Source organism: Anaerotruncus sp. AF02-27, assembly GCF_003465835.1.
Classification (GTDB): domain Bacteria; phylum Bacillota; class Clostridia; order Oscillospirales; family Ruminococcaceae; genus Anaerotruncus; species Anaerotruncus rubiinfantis.
Genome location: NZ_QSBX01000003.1, coordinates 214,159 through 231,744, shown reverse-complemented (window position 1 = coordinate 231,744; position 17,586 = coordinate 214,159). Strand labels below are relative to the sequence as shown.

Below are 17,586 nucleotides of genomic sequence, written 5' to 3'. Positions count from 1 at the left end.
GGCTACCTCGACACATGGGACAATGTATCCTTTGACGACAAGCGGCGGGTGGTGGATTTGATGATTACCACCGTTGCCGCTACAAGCGACAGCTTGAACATCACATGGAAAATCTGATGGGTGGAACCCCTCCCGTCAGATACCTACCCTGTGTAGTCCCTTGTAAACTGTACTTTTGTATGTGCTAAACTATTCGTGTCCTTCATTGGACTTCCTCCTTTTGATATTTTGACTTGCAGTTGGCAGACCGCAGTTTCATTATATCAAAAGGAGTTCTTTTTCTCGCCCCTCGCTAAAGCTTTTTCTCTACCACCGGCACAGCCGGTGGTTTCTCTACAAAGAAAATCCCCCGGGCCTAACCCAGGGGATTTTTTCAATTGCTGTTCAAAAACCAGTGCCCGGATTGGCTTTGTCAGCTTCGGGCGCCTCTTCCGGAATGTTCTCCGTTTCGGCTTCGGCCGCCGGCGCGGCCGCGAAGATGTAGGTGCCGAGCTGCCGGGTCTTCATCTGGAAAACGAAATCGTCGTCATCGTTGGTGACGAACTTGCCTTTGGAGGTGATGTCGATGAGTTCGCCGTCGGCGGTTTCTTCATAGATGATGATCTCGTTCTCGTCCACCGTCAGCTCATTGTCGTCATCGAGATACGGAACGTTCAGTTCCAGCGTTGCTCGGGAGGTGGAGGAAATCTTCGGGCTGCCCACAAACTGGCGGATGAACGCGTCCTGATCCGCGAATTTTTCCTCGTATTTCGAGTTGTCCCATTTGGTGGACAGCTTCGGATAGTATTTCGCAACGTCGCTGTCCGCCGTGAAGCTGAGCTTCGCGATCTGGTCGTTCTCGTCCTCCCAGATCACCTCGTTGTCCTCATTTTTCTCGGGTTTGAAGACAATGCCGCGGGTTCCGGCCATCTGATCCTGATCGCCCTCCAGCACTTTGTTGGTGACCCAGAACGGCTCGGTCGTCACGCTGCATTTGAGCCCGTTTTTGAACGTATAGTCAGTACCAGAACTCGTGAATCCAAAATCGCCTTTCTTGGTGGCGGTCAGCTTGAAGGAAATTTTGAACTCGTCGTCGGTCATGAATTCCCTGAGACCTACTTCCAGATACCAGCTGCGTCCTCTATCACTCCATGATACCTGATCGGTCAGGTAAACCTTATTCGTCAGCTTCTTCTGCACCAGCTTGACCGAGGAGACGTATTTCCCGCCCTCCTCCTTGGAGATTTTGATCTTGACGTCGTCGTTGTCCAGATCCCAATCAAAATTATTGCTGATCCCCAGGTAGAGCTTGGAGCCGGATTTGATCGCGTCGTTGTTATCCGGGTGACTTGAACTTGGCGAACTCGCGGGCGGACCAGGATCCAGCTTATCGTCCGCGCTGTCAACAAGCGCATAGGAGTAAATCGACAGCTCGCTGCCGTCCGGTCCGCCAAACAGAACATTCGCCAGATCGTCCGCATCCGCATCAACCGCAAGCGCGGTCACGCCGAGGGTCAGGGACATCGTCAGAGCCAGTACCAGAGCCAGAATCTTTTTCATCTTGTTGCCTCCTCTAATTTCCTCAGTTTTTATTTTTTCGTGCTCTCCAGTCACGATAGATCTCACAGTTCCAATTGTTTTCTCCGCCATGGCGGAGAAAACACGAAGCGGGCCCGCTTCGTTCGCTTTACCATTTTAGTATATTATATCATAATCACAACCCGGTCACACGCTTTTCCTATAATTTTCGTTTATTTCCGCTGAAATCCGCAAACACTATCCCCGAGGTGATAAATATGGCCAAACAAGGAATGAAACGCCCGGAGATTGACCGCAATAAGCCCCCCAAAAACGAGGCCGGCCCTGTGCCGGAGATCCAGGGCAAAGCAAAATTCACAAAGGAAAAAGCCAAACCCATCACAGAGAAATAAAAACGGGGAAAACCCGCCGCCATTTGGCGGCGGGTTTTCCCCGTTTTACGCATAAGCGGGCGGAATGCGGTTCACAATAGGAGTATCTTTCCAATTTCATCACGGGAGGCGCGCAATGGCCAGTATATCGCTACGCAGTATCTATAAAATCTATCCCGGCAATGTGACTGCCGTACACGATTTCAACCTCGAAATCCAGGATAAAGAATTCATCATCCTCGTCGGGCCGTCCGGCTGCGGCAAATCCACCACTCTGCGGATGATCGCCGGGCTGGAGGAAATCTCCAAAGGGGAGCTGTACATCGGCGACCGGATGGTCAATCAGGTCGCTCCAAAGGACCGCGACATTGCAATGGTATTCCAAAATTATGCCCTCTACCCGCACATGACCGTGTTTCGCAATATGGCGTTCGGTTTGCAGCTGCGCCATGTGCCTAAGGACGAAATTGAACGCAAAGTGCGCGGCGCGGCCCGTATCCTTGATATCGAGCATCTGCTCGACCGCAAGCCGAAAGCGCTCTCCGGCGGCCAGCGGCAGCGGGTCGCGCTGGGGCGCGCGATGGTGCGGGACCCGGCGGTTTTCCTGCTCGACGAACCGCTTTCGAACCTCGACGCAAAGCTGCGCACCGCGATGCGCTCAGAGATCACCAAACTGCATAAAAAACTTGGCACCACTTTCATCTACGTCACCCACGACCAGACCGAGGCGATGACGATGGGCGACCGGATCGTCGTCATGAAGGACGGTTTCGTCCAACAGGTCGACACACCCCAAAATCTTTACGACCACCCCTGCAATCTGTTTGTGGCGGGTTTCATCGGGTCGCCGCAGATGAACTTTTTTGAAGTCACCCTGCAAAAGCTGGACGGGAAATTCGTCGGGATGTTCGGCGCAACGCCCATTGTCATCCCGGAAGGCAAACTTCCTCCCCAGGTACTCGAAAGCTATCTCGGAAAGGAACTGATTCTCGGCGTTCGGCCGGAAAACCTGCACGACGAGGAAGTCTACATGGACATCCCGACCGCCAGCGTCCTGCCCGCGCGCATCGAACTGGCGGAGCTGATGGGATCGGAGATTTATCTCTATCTCATGAGCAACGATACCCGCATGGTGGCGAAGGTTCCGCCGCGCAGCCAGCGCAAGAGCGGCGACGCGGTGCAGATCGCCATCGACTGCACCAAACTGCACATCTTCGATAAGGAAACCGAACACGCCCTAACCTGAATTTTTGATTCAATTGTTCAAGCGCCCAAACCCAAACGTTTTACTCGATTTTTTTCAAAAAATCGCAGGTGACGGGGGACGGCGTCCCCCGCATTTGGCGCCGCAGCGCCTGCTTCGGGCGCTTTTTCGGTTCCTTTTTCAAGAAAAAATGAACAAGGCCGGCGGCGCAAAATTGCGCCGCCGGCCTTGTTCATTCTATTTAGACTCACAGATTCCGGAACAGTTTCCGATCGAGGCCCTTGCGCTCCAGCGCCCACACGAGCAGCAGCCCGATCACACAGCAGGACAGCAGCTGTCCCCCGCCGACCTGCAGGGCATTGATAAGGAAGATCTTCCAGTTGAAGCCCCCGGCTATCACAAAGGTGAGCTCTCCGCCGATCACCACAGCGTTCAGGAGCACCGGCGGGAGCGATGAAAGTACCGGCAGTCCATGAAACCGCACGCCGCGTAAAGCCCATGAAAGCCACGCGGCAGCCAGCGTGGCGGCGGTACCGAAGAAGATGTCGAGCATGCCGATGATGTTCGCACCGGTCGCAAAGCCAATCGCATTGGTAAGCGCGCAGCCGAGCGATACGCCCCAGATTGCGGCCGGGCTCAGCACCGGGAGCAGGGTCAGCGCTTCGGAGACGCGCACCTGCACCACACCGAACGAGAGCGGCAACAGGCAGATGCTGATTGCACAGTAGGCGGCCGCGATCATCGCGGCAACCACCATACGGCGGATAGCGGTATTCTGTTTTTGCATGATTTGGTCCTCTTTTCTGTAGTTTTGTTTAAGGTCAGGATAGTTACGAACTGACCGCTGTCTGGCAGCAAGGAGTATTTTACCAGAGCAGTGGAAAAAATGCAAGCGCAGCGTTGTCCTGCCCGGAAAAATATAGTATAATATTTTTTTAGAGTGCTTGCATGATACCGCATCTGGAAAGGATTTGATCGTATGGCATACCTGCAGGGCCGCTATCCCATTGCCGGCCGCAGCGAACTGGCCAAAGGCATCTACAGTTACCGCATCCATTGCCCCGAAATCGCCTCCCAGGCAAAGGCAGGGCAGTTTGTCCACCTGCGCGCGGACGGCTTTTTCCTGCGCCGCCCGATTTCGATCTGCGAGATCGACCGGCAGTCCGGGGAGCTTCGCATCGTATTCGAGGTGCGCGGGGACGGCACCGCCAAGCTCGCCGAACTGCGGGAGGGGGATTTTATCGATCTTCTCGGCCCGCTCGGCAACAGCTTTTCGCAGCTTGCGCGGGACAGCCGCGTAATCCTCGTAGGCGGCGGCATCGGCGTGCCGCCAATGCTTGAAACCGCCAAGGCCTACGGCCCAAACGCCACCGCGATCATCGGCTTTCGCAGCGCGGACGCCGTAATCCTGCAAGCCGACTTCAAAGCCGCGGGCTGCGACACCCGCCTTGCCACCGACGACGGCTCGGCCGGCTATCACGGTTTTGTCACCGGCCTGCTCGAGGCGCGGCTGAAAGAAGGCCCCGCGGATCTCATCTGTGCCTGCGGCCCGATGCCGATGCTGCGCGGAGTGGTAGGTCTCGCGGAACAATACGGCGTGAGGAGCGAAGTCTCGCTCGAGGAGCGGATGGGCTGCGGCGTGGGCGCCTGCCTCGTCTGCGCCTGCAAGACGGTCAAGGACGGCCGTGAGATCTACACCCACGTCTGCAAGGACGGCCCGGTATTCGACGGAAAGGCGGTGGTTTTCGAATGAGCAGGCTTTCGGTAAATATCGCCGGGGTAACCTTCAAGAATCCGGTGATCACCGCGTCCGGCTGCTGCGGCTTCGGCCGCGAATACGATAAGCTTTACCCGATGGAAAAGCTCGGCGGCGTGTCCCTCAAGGGGATCACCCCGCTCGAACGGCAGGGAAACCCGCCCTGCCGCGTGGCGGAAACACCCGCTGGCATGCTCAACTCGGTCGGGCTGCAGAACCCCGGCGTCGACGCTTTCCTGCGCGACGAGCTGCCGGGCATTGCGAACCGCGACATCGTGCGCATTGCAAACGTCGCGGGCGCCTCGGTCGACGACTATCGCCTGATGGCGGAAAAGCTCGACGAATCCGCCGTCAGCATCATTGAGGTCAACATCTCCTGCCCGAACGTCAAAGAGGGCGGCGTGGCGTTCGGCATCTCCTGCCAGTCAGCGGCCGCGGTCGTCGCGGCGATGCGCGGCGCGACCAAAAAACCGCTGATGGTCAAACTCACCCCGAACGTGACCGATATCACCGAGATCGCCCGGGCGGTCGAGGACGCGGGCGCGGACGCGGTTTCGCTCATCAACACCCTGCTCGGTATGCGCATCGATCTTAAAACACGCCGCCCGGTGCTGCATCAGAATGTCGGCGGGCTTTCCGGCCCGGCGGTCTTCCCTGTGGCGGTGCGGATGGTCTGGCAGGTCGCGAACGCGGTCAAAATCCCGGTTGTCGGGATGGGCGGCATTGAAAAGTGGCAGGACGCCGTTGAGATGATGCTCGCAGGCGCGCGGGCGGTGCAGATCGGCGCGGCGCTCTTTGCAGACCCATACACCCCGCTCAAGGTGATCGACGGGATGAACAGATGGCTCGATGAAAACCACATCGCCGACGTGAATGAAATTGTCGGCGCCGTGAAGCCCTGGTGATGAAATTATGACAACCCTATATCTGATCCGGCACGCGCAGGCGGAGGGAAACTGGAAGCGGATTTTCCAGGGCCACACCGACGGCCAGGTGAGCGAGGTGGGAGAGCGGCAGCTTGCGCATCTCGCCAAACGGTTTGAAAATATCCATCTTGACGCGATCTATGCGAGCCCCCTTGCCCGCACCATGCAGACCGCCCAAGCGGTCAACCACGACCAGCTGCACATTATTAAAACGCAGGGGCTGATGGAACTGGACGGCGGCGATTTTGAAGGGGTCCCGTTCGCGGATCTCGCGTCGGTTTCGCCCGAACAGGCCTATAACTGGGATCACGATCTGGCAAACTTTCACGCGCCGAACGGCGAAAGCATACGCGAGGTCTACGCGCGTATGCGGGATACGGTTAACCGCATCGTCCAGCGGCATCCGCATCAGACGGTCGCCATCGTTTCGCACGGCGGCGCGCTGCGAAGTTTCCTCTGTTTTGCGTCCGGTCTGGGGCCCGAACAGATTGCGCGGATCCCATGGTGCGACAATACAGCGGTCAGTAAGGTGCTTTTCGACCGCGGCTTTACCCCCACCGTTTCCTATCTGAATGACAATTCCCATCTGCCCGAAGCGGACAGCACTTTTGCCAAGCAGACCTGGTGGAAGCGGCATGCGACCTGATTGCGGCGCCGGAAACCTGCCGGCCCGCACCTGAAAGGAGTTTTTAACAAATGAAGATACTGGCAGTTGATTATGGCGACAGCCGCACCGGGCTTGCCTGCTGCGATCGGACCGAATACCTGGCCTCCCCCATTGGGGTCATCCACGAAAAGGTCATGGGCCGCGTTTTGCAGCAGGTGGCTGCGGCGGCGGAAGAATATGAGGTCGGGGAAATCGTGGTGGGGCATCCGCTTAATATGAACGGTTCCGCCGGGCCGCGCGCCAAACTCTGCGCACAGTTCGCAGAGGACCTGGGGAGGCTGGTAAACGTGCCGGTACGCCTCTGGGACGAGCGCGGCACGACTGTTTCGGCCGCCGGATACCTCAATGACACCAACACCCGCGGCCAGAAGCGCAAAGACGTTATCGACGAGGTCGCAGCAACCATTATTTTGGAAAGTTATCTGGCCTACCGGCGAAATCACGTTGAAAACAAATGAAATCTATAGTAAAATAAAGGAACCTGTAAAATCCTGCATAAAGGAGCTTCAAGATGGATTATCACGCACTTGCCGATCTGTTGTTTGCGGATATCACCCAAACGCCGGAGGATATCGCGGCAAAATACCCGCCGCGCCAGCTTAAGGAAGGCGCAAAGGTCACCCGTATCGCCCCCAGCCCGACCGGTTTCATGCATCTGGGCAACCTGTTCGGCGCAATCGCGGACGAGCGCCTCGCCCATCAGAGCGGCGGCATCTTTTATCTGCGCATCGAGGACACCGACCAGAAACGCGAAGTTGAGGGCGGCGTCGAAACGATTTTAAAAGTCTTTTCCGATTACGAGCTTCCCTTTGACGAGGGGGCCGTCCTGGATGGCGACAATGGCCTCTACGGGCCATACCGACAGCGGCAGCGTGCGAAAATCTATCAGACCTATGCCAAATGGCTGGTTCAGCAGGGCAAGGCCTATCCCTGCTTCTGCACCGAAGCGGATCTCGCGGCCATCCGTGAAAAACAGGCGGAATTGAAAGAGAATTTCGGTTACTATGGCAAATATGCCGTGCACCGGGACATGCCGTTCGACGAGGTGAAAGCGAAGATCGACGCGGGCGAACCGTTTGTGCTGCGTTTTCGCAGCGAGGGCAGCCTCGAACGCAGGGTGAAGTTTAACGACCTTGTGAAAGGCACGATGGAATTCCCGGAAAACGACCAGGATGTGGTGCTCTTAAAATCCGACGGTATCCCCACTTACCATTTCGCGCATGTGATCGACGACCACCTGATGGGCACCACCCATGTGGTGCGCGGCGAGGAGTGGCTCGCCCCCCTGCCGATCCATCTGCAGCTCTTCGCGGCAATGGGCTGGAAACCGCCCAAATATATCCACACGGCCCAGCTGATGAAGATGGACGGCGGCAGCAAACGCAAGCTCAGCAAGCGCAAAGACCCGGAACTGGCGCTCGATTTTTATAAGGAGCAGGGTTACTGCGTGGCGGCCGTGAAGGAATACATCCTGACCCTCCTGAACTCCAATTTCGAGGACTGGCGGCTGGCCAATCCTGACGCGCCGCTCGAAAGCTTCAATTTCACCACCAAGAAGATGGGCGTGTCGGGCGCGCTGTTTGACATTGACAAGCTCGGCGATGTTTCAAAGAACGTCGTCTCCCGGATGACGGCGGACGAAGTTTATGACCTGCTCACTGAATGGGCAAAACAATATGACCCGGACTTTTATGCGATTCTCGCCCGCGATCCGGCTTATTCCAAGGCCATCCTGGCGATCGGCCGCGGAGGCAAAAAGCCCCGCAAGGATATCATGATCTGGAGCCAGGCAAAGGATTACATGAGCTTTTTCTTTGATGAGCTGTTCGTGCCGGATTTCAGCTTTTCACAGGACGGGCTTTCGCCCGAGCTGACCCGCCGGGCGCTGGAGGAATATCCCGCGCTTTATGATCCGGCGGATGACAATTCCGCATGGTTTGAAAAGGTCAAGGGATTGGCCGCGTCGCTCGGCTGCGCGACCGATATGCGGGAATACAAAAAGAACCCGGAAGCTTATCCGGGCAGTGTGACCGATGTGAGCACCGTGCTGCGTGAAGCCATCACCGGGCGGCGCAATTCGCCCGATCTCTGCGAGATTATGAAGCTGCTTGGCCGTGAGCGTGTGATGAAGCGGCTTGCGGCGGCAAGAGCCGCTTTGGGATGAATTGCGCCTTCCAGGCGCCCCGGAGGAGTCGCCTCCGGCGGCCCTATTTCTTGCCCGTGCAAGAAATAGGGGAAAGAACACGCCAAGGGGAAACCCCTTGGAACCCCGCCGCCGCTGGTTGCTTCGCAAAGGCGGCGGCCGTGGGCTTCGGCAAAAGACCTGCACCGTGCCCGCTCCCAGCAAAATGGTCAGCTCAAGACTGAATGCAGCGCCAGCCGCCCCCAAAGGGGCTGCCGGGAAAATCCGGGACGTTTGTCCGCCAATACAGGGACTCACCGGAACGTGAACACCGCGTTCGCAAGGGACACACCCGCGCGAAATCCCGCGTCAAAATAAACGCCTTTCAGGTCGCTGACTTTTTCAAAAGCCGCGTCGCCAAAATCAAAAGCCTCCGGGTCCTGGCCCACAAGCTGTTCAAACTCATACCGGAGCGCTTCTTCCAATGCGGCCGCGTCCGGCAGCTTCGCTGCCGGTTCGCCTCCGTAAAGCAAAAGTTCGCTGAGATCGTCAAGGGTAAGCGAATGTTTAAAATCAAATGTCATAGCAATCACTCCTTACCATTATTTTACGTCTTTTTTCTAATTTGTCAATATATTTTCTTATTTTTTAGATTATTGACGTAATATCAACAATATGTTATCTTACAATAAGAAAGGGGCGGCCTGAATGGGGCTAGCAAAAAAAGTTAGAATCCTCCTGATTGAGCGAGGAATGACCCAAGTCAAACTTGCCGCCAAGTTGGGAATTACACCCGCAACGCTTAATGACAAACTCGTGCGGGATAATCTTTCCGAACGTGATCTCGTCAAAATTGCCGATGCACTCGACTGCGATTTTGAAGCGTGTTTTGTCCTGCGCGACACTGGCAAACGGATTTAGCGCATTTCCAAATATCGCCGCCCTGCGGCGGCGATGGCGCTATTCGCGCCTTGCTGGACAATGAGAATTCCCGTCGGCATCGATTTTTGAACGCGAAGCGTTCTTTCGATCCGTTTGTCCGCTTTGCGCACAGCGCGCGGCCGCAACGGTTGCGGCCGCCCGTCCCGCGTGCTTTTTATCACGCGGGACATACCGTTCTGTCTCAACAGATTGCGTGCTGTCTTTGCCGAAGGCAACCAAACAGCACGCACGGGGCCGCGGGGTGTCCCCGCGTGGCCTTCTTTGGTTCCTTTCTTGGACAAGCAAGAAAGGAACTCCGGGCGCGCGAAGGGCGCAAGAACTCCGGGCGCGCGAAGGGCGCAATCCCCCGTGTGTCCTTCTTTGGTGACTTTCTTGGACAAGCAAGAAAGTCACCCTGCGGAGCAATTCCGGGTGCGCGAAGGGCGCAAAAAAGATTTTAAATTGAGAAGGGATAGAGTATGAGCGAAGAAATTTCCAATTTTATCCACGACATTATTGATGAAGACATTGCAAATGGCTTCACCGAACAGATCCACACCCGCTTTCCGCCGGAACCGAACGGTTATCTTCACATTGGCTCGGCAAAAGCCATCTGGATCAACTGGAGCACCGCGATGAAATATAACGGGCTCTTCAATCTTCGTTTCGACGATACCAATCCAGTCAAAGAGGATACCGAATACGTCGAATCGATCGAAGAGGATCTGCGCTGGCTGGGCGCCATTCCCAACGGCGGCATCTACTATGGCTCGGATTACTTTGACCAGTGCTATGAATATGCTGTCAAGCTCATCAAAGACGGAAAAGCATATGTCTGCGATCTGACGCCGGATGAGATGCGCGCATATCGCGGCACCCTCACCGCTCCGGGCAAGGAAAGCCCTTACCGCAGCCGCTCGGTTGAAGAAAATCTCGATCTTTTTGAGCGGATGAAAAACGGCGAGTTCCCGGACGGCAGCAAGACCCTGCGCGCCAAAATCGACATGGCCTCTCCCAACATGAATCTGCGCGATCCGGCCATCTACCGGATCGTCCGGGCGCATCATCACCGGCAGGGCGACAAATGGTGCATATACCCTTTGTATGATTTTGCTCATCCTATACAGGATGCAATTGAAGGAATCACCCATTCCCTCTGTTCGATCGAATTTGAAAACCATCGTCCGCTCTACGAGTGGGTGGTTGATAATATCGGGTTCGCGCACAAACCCAAACAGCGGGAATTTGCCCGCCTGAACATCACCCATACGGTCATGTCCAAGCGCTACCTGCGTGAACTGGTCGAAACCGGTAAGGTTGACGGCTGGGACGATCCGCGTATGCCGACCCTATGCGCGCTGCGCCGGCGTGGTTATACGCCCGCGTCAATCCTTGAGTTTGTCAAGCGTGCCGGTGTTGCCAAGGCAAACAGCATTGTCGACATCAAGCTGCTCGAATACTGCATCCGTGAGGAGCTCAATACCAACGCGCCGCGCCGGATGGCGGTGCTCGATCCCGTCAAGGTGGTCATCACCAACTATCCGGAGGACAAAACGGAAGCCTTCCCGGTTGCGAATAATCCTGTCGACCCGGAAAGCGGCAGCCGCGACGTGATCTTCTCGCGCGAAGTTTACATCGAGCGCAGTGACTTCGCGGAGGTGCCTCCGCCGAAGTTCCAGCGGCTGAAGCCGGGCGGCGAAGTTCGCCTGATGGGCGCTTACATTGTAAAATGCGACGAGATCATCAAAGATGCGGACGGCCAGATCATTGAACTGCGCTGCACCGCTGATCTGGAGACGAAGAACGGGAGTCCGATCGATGGGCGCAAAGTGCGCGGAACGATCCACTGGGTCTCGGCGGCGCATTGTGTCGACGCAAAGGCCATGCTTTATGACAACCTGTTCACGCTCGAAAATGTGAACGATGTGCCGGAAGGCACCAACTATCTCGACTATCTCAATCCGGGCTCGCTCACGGAGCTTTCCGGCTGCAAGCTGGAGGCTTCCCTGGCGCAGGCCAAGCCGGGCGACCGGTTCCAGTTTGTGCGGATGGGATATTTCTGCATGGACAGCAAAAATGCGGATACCTTCAATCGGATTGTGACCCTTAAGGACAGTTTTAAGGCATAACAAAAAGCCTCCATCCGTTTGGATGGAGGCTTTTTCATCGAAACTTATTTAATGATTTTAATCGAACCAATCAGCGGGACTGCTTTTTCTTCTTCCTTGCAAGCCGCCACAAGGCCCATGATCCAGAAAACAAAACCAGCGATGCCGCCAACGAATCCGACGATCCATCCGACGACCGGGATCACAGTCAAAACGCTACATACGATCGAGAACAGGAAGATCACCAGCGACTGGTTCAGATGGAACTTTGCGCCCTCCTTATCGCCTGCGAAAAACGCAACCAGCCAGCCGATAAGTGTGATGTACGCAATGATTCCCGTCATTTTCTTATCCATAAAACGCCCTCCTAATTTTTGTCTCTATTATACCATAATATTCACGGTTTGTCGTAAATTGAAGAAAAAAATCGGTAAATTAAGGGGTTTTCTATATATCAAATAAGTTTTTCTGCAAAATCCGGGTATGTTCGTTAATTTTTTGCCAAATTGAGTTCATCCAGCGTCATTTCATAGGCCGGCAGGAACTGTTCTAGAAAAGTTTCCACCGCGGGCAGGTCCATTGCATGCAGAGCGTCAAGCTGCGCCTGCCGCGCGGAGAGAAAATCGTCATTGCCCATACGGATCTCTTCGATGCATTTGATAAGCGCCGAAAGCTTATCCGCAGCTTTGACGATCTGTAAAATTTGCGGGTCCTCTTCATAAAAGCATGGATGGTAAGCGGCGGAAAGCTCCTCCGGCAGGGTGGACAGCAGCCGGTCGGAAGCAATCTGTTCAATCTCCTTGTAGGTTTGTTTGATTTTGGGGTTATAATATTTCACCGGGGTGGGCATGTCCCCGGTGAGGATCTCGCTGCAATCGTGATAGAGCGCGCAGAGTACCGCCTTCGCCGGGTCCAGGCCTGAAAGCAAAGCCAGCGCATGGGCGATATAGGCCACGTCCAGAGTGTGTTCGCTGAGCGTTTCCTGCCGGGAGTTGCGCATCAGGCCCCAGCGGGTGATATATTTCATGCGGGAAAGCATGGCGAAAAAGCTGTATTCCTTCAAGATCTTCTCTCCTTTTGCTTTTGCGGAAAATTGGGGTGTGCATTAAATTATAGCAAATATCCCACCTAAAAGAAAGAGACGCTTTTAAAAACGGCAAATTGTGGTATAATATTTGATGTATGCTTTTACGCGTTTTGGAGGTTTCACGATGCAGCTTCAATCGATCGATGCCAAAAAGGGCGTCTGCCGCAAAGCCTTTTTCCTCGCGCTTCTGACAGCCGCGCTGATCTTTATCCCCTTCATGGTCTACGATAAAGGGTACTTTTTCTTTTTCGGGGATTTCAACGTCCAGCAGATCCCCTTTTACAAACTGGCGCACGAAGCGGTGCGCACCGGGGATATTTTTTGGAACTGGTACACCGATCTCGGCGCCAACTTCATCGGTTCCTATTCCTTCTATCTGCTCGGCAGCCCATTTTTCTGGCTGACCATCCCCTTCCCAACCGAATTTGTCCCACACCTGATGGCCCCGCTGCTGATCTTAAAGCACGCCTGTGCAGCGGCGACTTCTGCGCTCTATCTCAAGCGGTTTGTGAAAACCCGCGAATACGTCGTGATGGGCGCCATCCTCTACGCCTTCTCGGGCTTTGCGGTCTACAACATTTTTTTCAATCACTTCCATGAGGCGATTGTCTTTTTCCCGCTGCTGCTGGTCGGCATGGAGGAATTGGTCACAGAAAACCGCCGCGGCATATTCGCGCTGGCGGTTGCGATCAATGCGATCGTCAACTACTGGTTCTTTATCGGTGAAGTGGTTTTCGTGCTGATCTATTTCGCATTCCGTTCGTTCTCCCGCGACTGGCGCATGACCCTCAAAAAGTTCTTCTGGGTCGCGTTTGAATCGGTGGTGGGCATGCTGCTGGCGATGTTCCTTTTCCTGCCGAGCGCGCTTGCCATCCTGGGCAATCCCCGCACCGGCGGGACCGAACTGCTTGACGGCTGGAATTTCTGGCTCTATTGGCACGCGCAGCTCTACCCCGCTATCATCACGAGCATGTTCTTCCCGCCCGATCTGCCCTCCCGGCCGAACCTCTTCCCTGACCGCGGCGCGAAATGGGCTTCGCTCTCGGCCTGGCTGCCCCTTTTCAGCATGACCGGTGTCATCGCCTATGTCCAATCGAAACGCGACTGGCTGCGAAAAATCCTGCTGTTCTGCCTCGCCTGCGCGCTTCTGCCAGGGCTCAACAGCATGTTTATCATGTTCAACAATTCCTATTACGCCCGCTGGTATTATATGCCCATCCTGCTGATGGCAATGGCCACCATGATCGCGCTCGAAAACCGTTCGATCAATCTTGAGCGGGGATTCAAAATTACCGCGGTGTTCACCGCCGCCGTCACCGCGATCCTGGGGCTTACCCCGATCATCGATTCGGCTGGCAAAGTGTCGCTGGGGCTCACCAAATACCCGGAACGTTTCGCAGCGATCGCCGCCATCAGCCTGCTGGGGCTCGCGGCGCTCATTCTCATCATCCGCCGCTACCGCGAGACAAAGCTCTTTTCCCGGATTCTCACCTGCGCGCTCTGCTTCGTCTGCGTGACCTATTCGATCACCTTCATCGCCATGGGCAAATGCCACTCGGATTATCCGGATTTCCTGCGCGACACGGCGCTCGACGGCCGTTACCAGATCGATCTGCCGCAGGAGCAGTTTGCGCGCGCGGACATCTATCAGGGAATGGACAACCTGGGCATGTACTGGCACCTGCCGAACATCCAGGCCTTCCATTCCATCGTCCCGGTTTCGATCATGGAGTTCTATCCGGATGTCGGAGTCAAGCGGGATGTCTCCTCCAAGCCTGAGACGAAATATTACCAGCTGCGTTCACTCTTATCGGTGCGCTGGCTCTTCATTGCGGATGACAAGGAGGAGCAGGACCCGATGCCGGGCTATTCTTTCTACGACCAGCAGATTGGCTTCAACATCTACGAAAATGACTACTACATCCCCATGGGCTTCACCTACGATTACTATATCACTGAAACCCAGCTCAACACGGTGGATGAGGCGCAGCGCTCCGCGGTGCTCCTGCGGGCGATGGCGCTCGACAAGGAGGACGCCGTGCAAAACGACGACCTGCTCGAGGAAATGCCGCCGGAATATTACGAATATCTTGGGGAAGAGGACTTCTATATCGACGCGGAAAACCGCCGCGCAACAGCCGCCGAATCCTTCGAAATCGACAATCGCGGCTTCACCGCGCAGATCGACCTGCCGCGGGAGAACCTTGTCTTTTTCTCGGTGCCGTACGATAAGGGCTGGAGCGCCACTGTGAACGGCGAGCCCGCAAAAATCGTGCAGGCGAATATTGGATTCATGGCCGTACGCGCGCCGGCGGGCGAAAACACCATCCGTTTCTCCTATATGACACCGGGGCTCCTGCCCGGCATTGCGGGGAGCAGCCTAGGAGTCGCCGTGCTGATAATCTACCTGCTCATCTGGAGGAAGCGCCGCCCCGCGCCCGAACCGCTGCCGCCGCGCGGCAAGACAAATGGCTTTGATGCGCTGCGTGTGCCGGACGGCCCGGAGCCCGAGTGGATGGAACTGCCCGCGCCGCCCGCCGAATGGTTCGACGAGCATCCGCAATCGCCGCCCGGGGAATCGAAAGGTTCAAAGCAGGACGGCAGTCAACAAAAACGGGAGGGAACCGCATGAACGACATCCTATATCTCGTGATCCCCTGTTATAACGAACAGGAGGTGCTGCCCGAAACAGCACGCCGCCTGACCGCCAAGCTCGGCGGAATGATTGAACAGGGAACCGTTTCTCCAAAAAGCAAAGTGCTTTTCGTGGACGACGGCAGCCGCGACGCCACCTGGGCGCTGATTGCCGACCTGCATAAGCGCAACCCGCTTTTTTCCGGGCTCAAGCTTTCCCACAATCAGGGGCATCAGAACGCGCTGGTCGCGGGGCTGATGCAGGCAAAGGATTTCTGCGACATCGCCATCTCGATGGACGCCGACCTGCAGGACGACGTGGATGCGATCGACCGGTTTGTCGCTGAGTATCAAAACGGCTGCGACATCGTCTATGGGGTGCGTTCCTCCCGTGCGAAGGACACCGTTTTCAAGCGCACGACGGCGGTGGGGTACTATAAATTCCTCAAATGGATGGGCGTTGAGATTGTGGAAAATCACGCTGACTACCGGCTGATGAGCCGCCGCGCGCTGGAAGCGCTCGCGCAGTATGACGAAGTCAACCTTTTTCTGCGCGGTATCGTCCCGCTGATCGGTTTTCGCACTTCGGTGGTCACCTATGAACGCAGCGAACGATTTGCTGGTGAGTCGAAATACCCTCTCAAGAAAATGCTCGCCTTTGCCATCGACGGGATCACATCCTTCTCGGTCAAACCGATCCGCCTCATCACCACGCTGGGATTCGTGATCTTTTTTGTAAGCTGCCTGTGCCTTTTGTGGCTGCTCATCACCAAGCTGTTCGGTTACACAGTGGAGGGCTGGACCACCCTGATGGGGTCGGTCTGGGCGCTCGGCGGCATTCAGCTGCTCTGCCTGGGGATCCTGGGCGAATATATTGGAAAAATCTATAAGGAAGTCAAGCACCGGCCCCGTTTTATTGTGGACCGTTTCTTAAATACACAGGAGGAATCCAAACAGGAGGTCAATCGCGATGTCTGAAATCATCTTAAAATCCGGCGGCTCCAAAGCGATCTGCAGCACGGTCGGCGCGGAGGTCACATCTTTTATTCCAGCGAACGGCCGGGAATATATCTGGCAGGCTGATCCGGCTATCTGGCCGAACCACACTCCCATGCTGTTTCCCGCGTGCGGGGCCACAATGGACGACCACGCTTATTTTGACGGCGTGGAATATCCGCTCGGCAAACATGGATTTACTCGTAAAATCCCGTTCACCCTTGGTAAACATGGCGTGGATTTCGTAGAATATATCTATGAATCGAATGCGGAAACCCTGCGGCAGTATCCGTTTGAATTTGTACTGCATGTCACGCACACCATCTGCGAAAATGGTTTTTCCACGGTCTTCCTGGTCGAAAACAAATCCGGCAAGCGTATGCCGATGTGCATCGGTGGGCATCCGGGATTCGCGTGCCCCATTTACGACGGGGAAACGTTCAATGACTATGTGCTCAAGTTTGAATACATGGAGGATGGCAAAAATCTGACGATGAGCGACGGCACCTGCATCGACGGGGAGGAATATCTGCCGGATTTTCACAATTCCGACACGCTCGCGCTTGACCACGCGCTCTTTGATCCACGCGACGCGCTCATCTTTGACAACCTCAAATCCCGCGTGGTAAAGCTCCTAAATCCCAAAACCGGTAAGGGCTTTTCATTTGATTTTCATAAATTTGATGTGCTCGCCGTTTGGTCGATCCCGCATAAGAACGGCAATTACCTCTGCCTGGAGCCGTGGTGCGGCATGCCCGCCGTAAAGGGCGAATCAGGCGAATTCTCCGAGAAAAAATACTGCAAATGGATCGAGCCCGGTGAATGCTTTAAGGTCGGGTATTCTCTGGAGGTGATTGAATGATGCACAGTATCGTCTATTCCATCATCCCGCTGCTGCTCACGGGCTTTTTTGGCCTGATCGGGATCGCGGTCACCGCGCTGGCAGTCTACGCCCTGCTGCTCGGGATCAAAATCATGCGCTGGTACATAAAGGAGCATGATATTCACTAGCGTGGAGCTTATGCGCCTTTCACGCGCCCGGAGATACTTTCTTGCGCGCACAAGAAAGTATCCAAAGAATGCGCCCGGGGAGTTCCCCGGGACCCCCACGCGGGCTGTTTCGTTGCCTGCGGCAAAGACAGCCCGCAATCTGCCTCAGACAAAACGCAACTTTCCGCGTGAGAATAAGCACGCGGGACGGGTTTTCGCAACCATTGCGAAAACCGGCTGCGCCGAAAAAGGACAAACCGATTGAAAAAGCCTCCCGCCGCAGGCG

Annotated in this window: 19 protein-coding genes; 13 read left to right on the top strand and 6 right to left on the bottom strand. The window is 55.6% G+C overall.

Going from position 1 to position 17,586, the window contains the following annotated elements; genetic code table 11:
• Window positions 1–384: 384 nt before the first annotated feature.
• Window positions 385–1,539: a hypothetical protein gene (locus DWV16_RS04920; RefSeq protein ID WP_118477974.1), complete on the bottom strand. Its 1,155-nt coding sequence runs from the start codon at window positions 1,537–1,539 to the stop codon at window positions 385–387.
• Between the two features lie 236 nt (window positions 1,540–1,775).
• Between DWV16_RS04920 and DWV16_RS19765 the strand changes: the two genes are divergently transcribed.
• Complete coding sequence (locus tag DWV16_RS19765; RefSeq protein WP_255420049.1) at window positions 1,776–1,910, top strand: hypothetical protein; 135 nt, start codon at window positions 1,776–1,778, stop codon at window positions 1,908–1,910.
• A 115-nt stretch (window positions 1,911–2,025) separates the two neighbouring features.
• A complete protein-coding gene (locus DWV16_RS04915; protein WP_066455161.1) occupies window positions 2,026–3,135 on the top strand; it encodes an ABC transporter ATP-binding protein in 1,110 nt (369 codons plus the stop codon).
• Between the two features lie 17 nt (window positions 3,136–3,152).
• On the opposite strand, the gene DWV16_RS19290 is transcribed toward DWV16_RS04915, so the two are convergent.
• Both DWV16_RS19290 and DWV16_RS04910 read right to left on the bottom strand, forming a co-directional pair.
• Entirely contained in the window at window positions 3,153–3,329 is a 177-nt protein-coding gene (locus DWV16_RS19290) for a hypothetical protein (RefSeq protein WP_195276663.1), read from the bottom strand.
• Between the two features lie 11 nt (window positions 3,330–3,340).
• Window positions 3,341–3,880: a QueT transporter family protein gene (locus tag DWV16_RS04910; protein WP_158572779.1), complete on the bottom strand. Its 540-nt coding sequence runs from the start codon at window positions 3,878–3,880 to the stop codon at window positions 3,341–3,343.
• 192 nt (window positions 3,881–4,072) lie between these two features.
• Between DWV16_RS04910 and DWV16_RS04905 the strand changes: the two genes are divergently transcribed.
• The 5 genes from DWV16_RS04905 to DWV16_RS04885 are packed head-to-tail and all read left to right on the top strand — an operon-like array spanning window position 4,073 to window position 8,606.
• Window positions 4,073–4,846 (top strand): dihydroorotate dehydrogenase electron transfer subunit, encoded by a 774-nt coding sequence (locus DWV16_RS04905; RefSeq protein ID WP_066455183.1) that lies wholly within the window; start codon window positions 4,073–4,075, stop codon window positions 4,844–4,846.
• Window positions 4,843–5,754 (top strand): dihydroorotate dehydrogenase, encoded by a 912-nt coding sequence (locus tag DWV16_RS04900; protein WP_118477972.1) that lies wholly within the window; start codon window positions 4,843–4,845, stop codon window positions 5,752–5,754. The genes DWV16_RS04905 and DWV16_RS04900 overlap by 4 nt, the downstream gene beginning before the upstream one ends.
• Window positions 5,755–5,761: 7 nt before the next feature.
• Window positions 5,762–6,421, top strand: coding sequence for a histidine phosphatase family protein (locus tag DWV16_RS04895; protein ID WP_066455186.1), 660 nt, complete (start codon window positions 5,762–5,764; stop codon window positions 6,419–6,421).
• A 50-nt stretch (window positions 6,422–6,471) separates the two neighbouring features.
• Complete coding sequence (gene ruvX, locus DWV16_RS04890; RefSeq protein ID WP_066455188.1) at window positions 6,472–6,900, top strand: Holliday junction resolvase RuvX; 429 nt, start codon at window positions 6,472–6,474, stop codon at window positions 6,898–6,900.
• A gap of 53 nt (window positions 6,901–6,953) precedes the next feature.
• On the top strand, window positions 6,954–8,606 hold the full coding sequence (locus DWV16_RS04885; protein WP_118477970.1) for a glutamate--tRNA ligase: 1,653 nt from the start codon (window positions 6,954–6,956) through the stop codon (window positions 8,604–8,606).
• Between the two features lie 272 nt (window positions 8,607–8,878).
• On the opposite strand, the gene DWV16_RS04880 is transcribed toward DWV16_RS04885, so the two are convergent.
• Entirely contained in the window at window positions 8,879–9,148 is a 270-nt protein-coding gene (locus DWV16_RS04880) for a hypothetical protein (RefSeq protein WP_066455193.1), read from the bottom strand.
• 124 nt (window positions 9,149–9,272) lie between these two features.
• On the opposite strand from DWV16_RS04880, the gene DWV16_RS04875 reads away from it, so the two are divergent.
• Both DWV16_RS04875 and DWV16_RS04865 read left to right on the top strand, forming a co-directional pair.
• Window positions 9,273–9,485, top strand: coding sequence for a helix-turn-helix transcriptional regulator (locus DWV16_RS04875; RefSeq protein ID WP_066455196.1), 213 nt, complete (start codon window positions 9,273–9,275; stop codon window positions 9,483–9,485).
• A 479-nt stretch (window positions 9,486–9,964) separates the two neighbouring features.
• Window positions 9,965–11,614 (top strand): glutamine--tRNA ligase/YqeY domain fusion protein, encoded by a 1,650-nt coding sequence (locus tag DWV16_RS04865; protein ID WP_066455203.1) that lies wholly within the window; start codon window positions 9,965–9,967, stop codon window positions 11,612–11,614.
• 44 nt (window positions 11,615–11,658) lie between these two features.
• Here the strand turns inward: DWV16_RS04865 and DWV16_RS04860 are convergent, their stop codons facing one another.
• Together DWV16_RS04860 and yfbR are read right to left on the bottom strand one after the other, a co-directional pair.
• A complete protein-coding gene (locus tag DWV16_RS04860) occupies window positions 11,659–11,949 on the bottom strand; it encodes a DUF4870 domain-containing protein (protein ID WP_118477966.1) in 291 nt (96 codons plus the stop codon).
• Window positions 11,950–12,083: 134 nt separating this feature from the next.
• Complete coding sequence (yfbR, locus tag DWV16_RS04855) at window positions 12,084–12,656, bottom strand: 5'-deoxynucleotidase (RefSeq protein WP_079988107.1); 573 nt, start codon at window positions 12,654–12,656, stop codon at window positions 12,084–12,086.
• Window positions 12,657–12,804: 148 nt separating this feature from the next.
• Between yfbR and DWV16_RS04850 the strand changes: the two genes are divergently transcribed.
• Genes DWV16_RS04850 through DWV16_RS18975 form a run of 4 tightly spaced genes read left to right on the top strand, consistent with a single transcriptional unit; the run spans window position 12,805 to window position 17,321 of the window.
• A complete protein-coding gene (locus DWV16_RS04850; RefSeq protein ID WP_243007271.1) occupies window positions 12,805–15,312 on the top strand; it encodes a YfhO family protein in 2,508 nt (835 codons plus the stop codon).
• Window positions 15,309–16,292, top strand: a complete 984-nt coding sequence (locus DWV16_RS04845) for a glycosyltransferase family 2 protein (RefSeq protein WP_066455208.1) — start codon at window positions 15,309–15,311, stop codon at window positions 16,290–16,292. Before DWV16_RS04850 ends, DWV16_RS04845 begins: the two co-directional genes overlap by 4 nt.
• The gene (locus DWV16_RS04840; RefSeq protein ID WP_118477962.1) at window positions 16,285–17,172 is read left to right on the top strand and encodes an aldose 1-epimerase family protein; all 888 of its coding nucleotides are present in this window, start codon (window positions 16,285–16,287) and stop codon (window positions 17,170–17,172) included. The genes DWV16_RS04845 and DWV16_RS04840 overlap by 8 nt, the downstream gene beginning before the upstream one ends.
• On the top strand, window positions 17,169–17,321 hold the full coding sequence (locus tag DWV16_RS18975; protein ID WP_154018840.1) for a hypothetical protein: 153 nt from the start codon (window positions 17,169–17,171) through the stop codon (window positions 17,319–17,321). Before DWV16_RS04840 ends, DWV16_RS18975 begins: the two co-directional genes overlap by 4 nt.
• Window positions 17,322–17,586 lie beyond the last annotated feature (265 nt).

Coding starts and splice junctions, on each gene's coding strand:
- DWV16_RS04910 (WP_158572779.1), bottom strand. CDS start 3,880: ATGCAAAAACAGAATACCGCTATCCGCCGTATGGTGGTTGCCGCGATG.
- DWV16_RS04915 (WP_066455161.1), top strand. CDS start 2,026: ATGGCCAGTATATCGCTACGCAGTATCTATAAAATCTATCCCGGCAAT.
- DWV16_RS04875 (WP_066455196.1), top strand. CDS start 9,273: ATGGGGCTAGCAAAAAAAGTTAGAATCCTCCTGATTGAGCGAGGAATG.
- DWV16_RS04845 (WP_066455208.1), top strand. CDS start 15,309: ATGAACGACATCCTATATCTCGTGATCCCCTGTTATAACGAACAGGAG.
- DWV16_RS18975 (WP_154018840.1), top strand. CDS start 17,169: ATGATGCACAGTATCGTCTATTCCATCATCCCGCTGCTGCTCACGGGC.
- DWV16_RS04895 (WP_066455186.1), top strand. CDS start 5,762: ATGACAACCCTATATCTGATCCGGCACGCGCAGGCGGAGGGAAACTGG.
- DWV16_RS04880 (WP_066455193.1), bottom strand. CDS start 9,148: ATGACATTTGATTTTAAACATTCGCTTACCCTTGACGATCTCAGCGAA.
- DWV16_RS04905 (WP_066455183.1), top strand. CDS start 4,073: ATGGCATACCTGCAGGGCCGCTATCCCATTGCCGGCCGCAGCGAACTG.
- DWV16_RS04885 (WP_118477970.1), top strand. CDS start 6,954: ATGGATTATCACGCACTTGCCGATCTGTTGTTTGCGGATATCACCCAA.
- DWV16_RS04860 (WP_118477966.1), bottom strand. CDS start 11,949: ATGGATAAGAAAATGACGGGAATCATTGCGTACATCACACTTATCGGC.
- DWV16_RS04840 (WP_118477962.1), top strand. CDS start 16,285: ATGTCTGAAATCATCTTAAAATCCGGCGGCTCCAAAGCGATCTGCAGC.
- DWV16_RS04920 (WP_118477974.1), bottom strand. CDS start 1,539: ATGAAAAAGATTCTGGCTCTGGTACTGGCTCTGACGATGTCCCTGACC.
- DWV16_RS19290 (WP_195276663.1), bottom strand. CDS start 3,329: ATGAACAAGGCCGGCGGCGCAATTTTGCGCCGCCGGCCTTGTTCATTT.
- DWV16_RS19765 (WP_255420049.1), top strand. CDS start 1,776: ATGGCCAAACAAGGAATGAAACGCCCGGAGATTGACCGCAATAAGCCC.
- DWV16_RS04865 (WP_066455203.1), top strand. CDS start 9,965: ATGAGCGAAGAAATTTCCAATTTTATCCACGACATTATTGATGAAGAC.
- ruvX (WP_066455188.1), top strand. CDS start 6,472: ATGAAGATACTGGCAGTTGATTATGGCGACAGCCGCACCGGGCTTGCC.
- DWV16_RS04850 (WP_243007271.1), top strand. CDS start 12,805: ATGCAGCTTCAATCGATCGATGCCAAAAAGGGCGTCTGCCGCAAAGCC.
- DWV16_RS04900 (WP_118477972.1), top strand. CDS start 4,843: ATGAGCAGGCTTTCGGTAAATATCGCCGGGGTAACCTTCAAGAATCCG.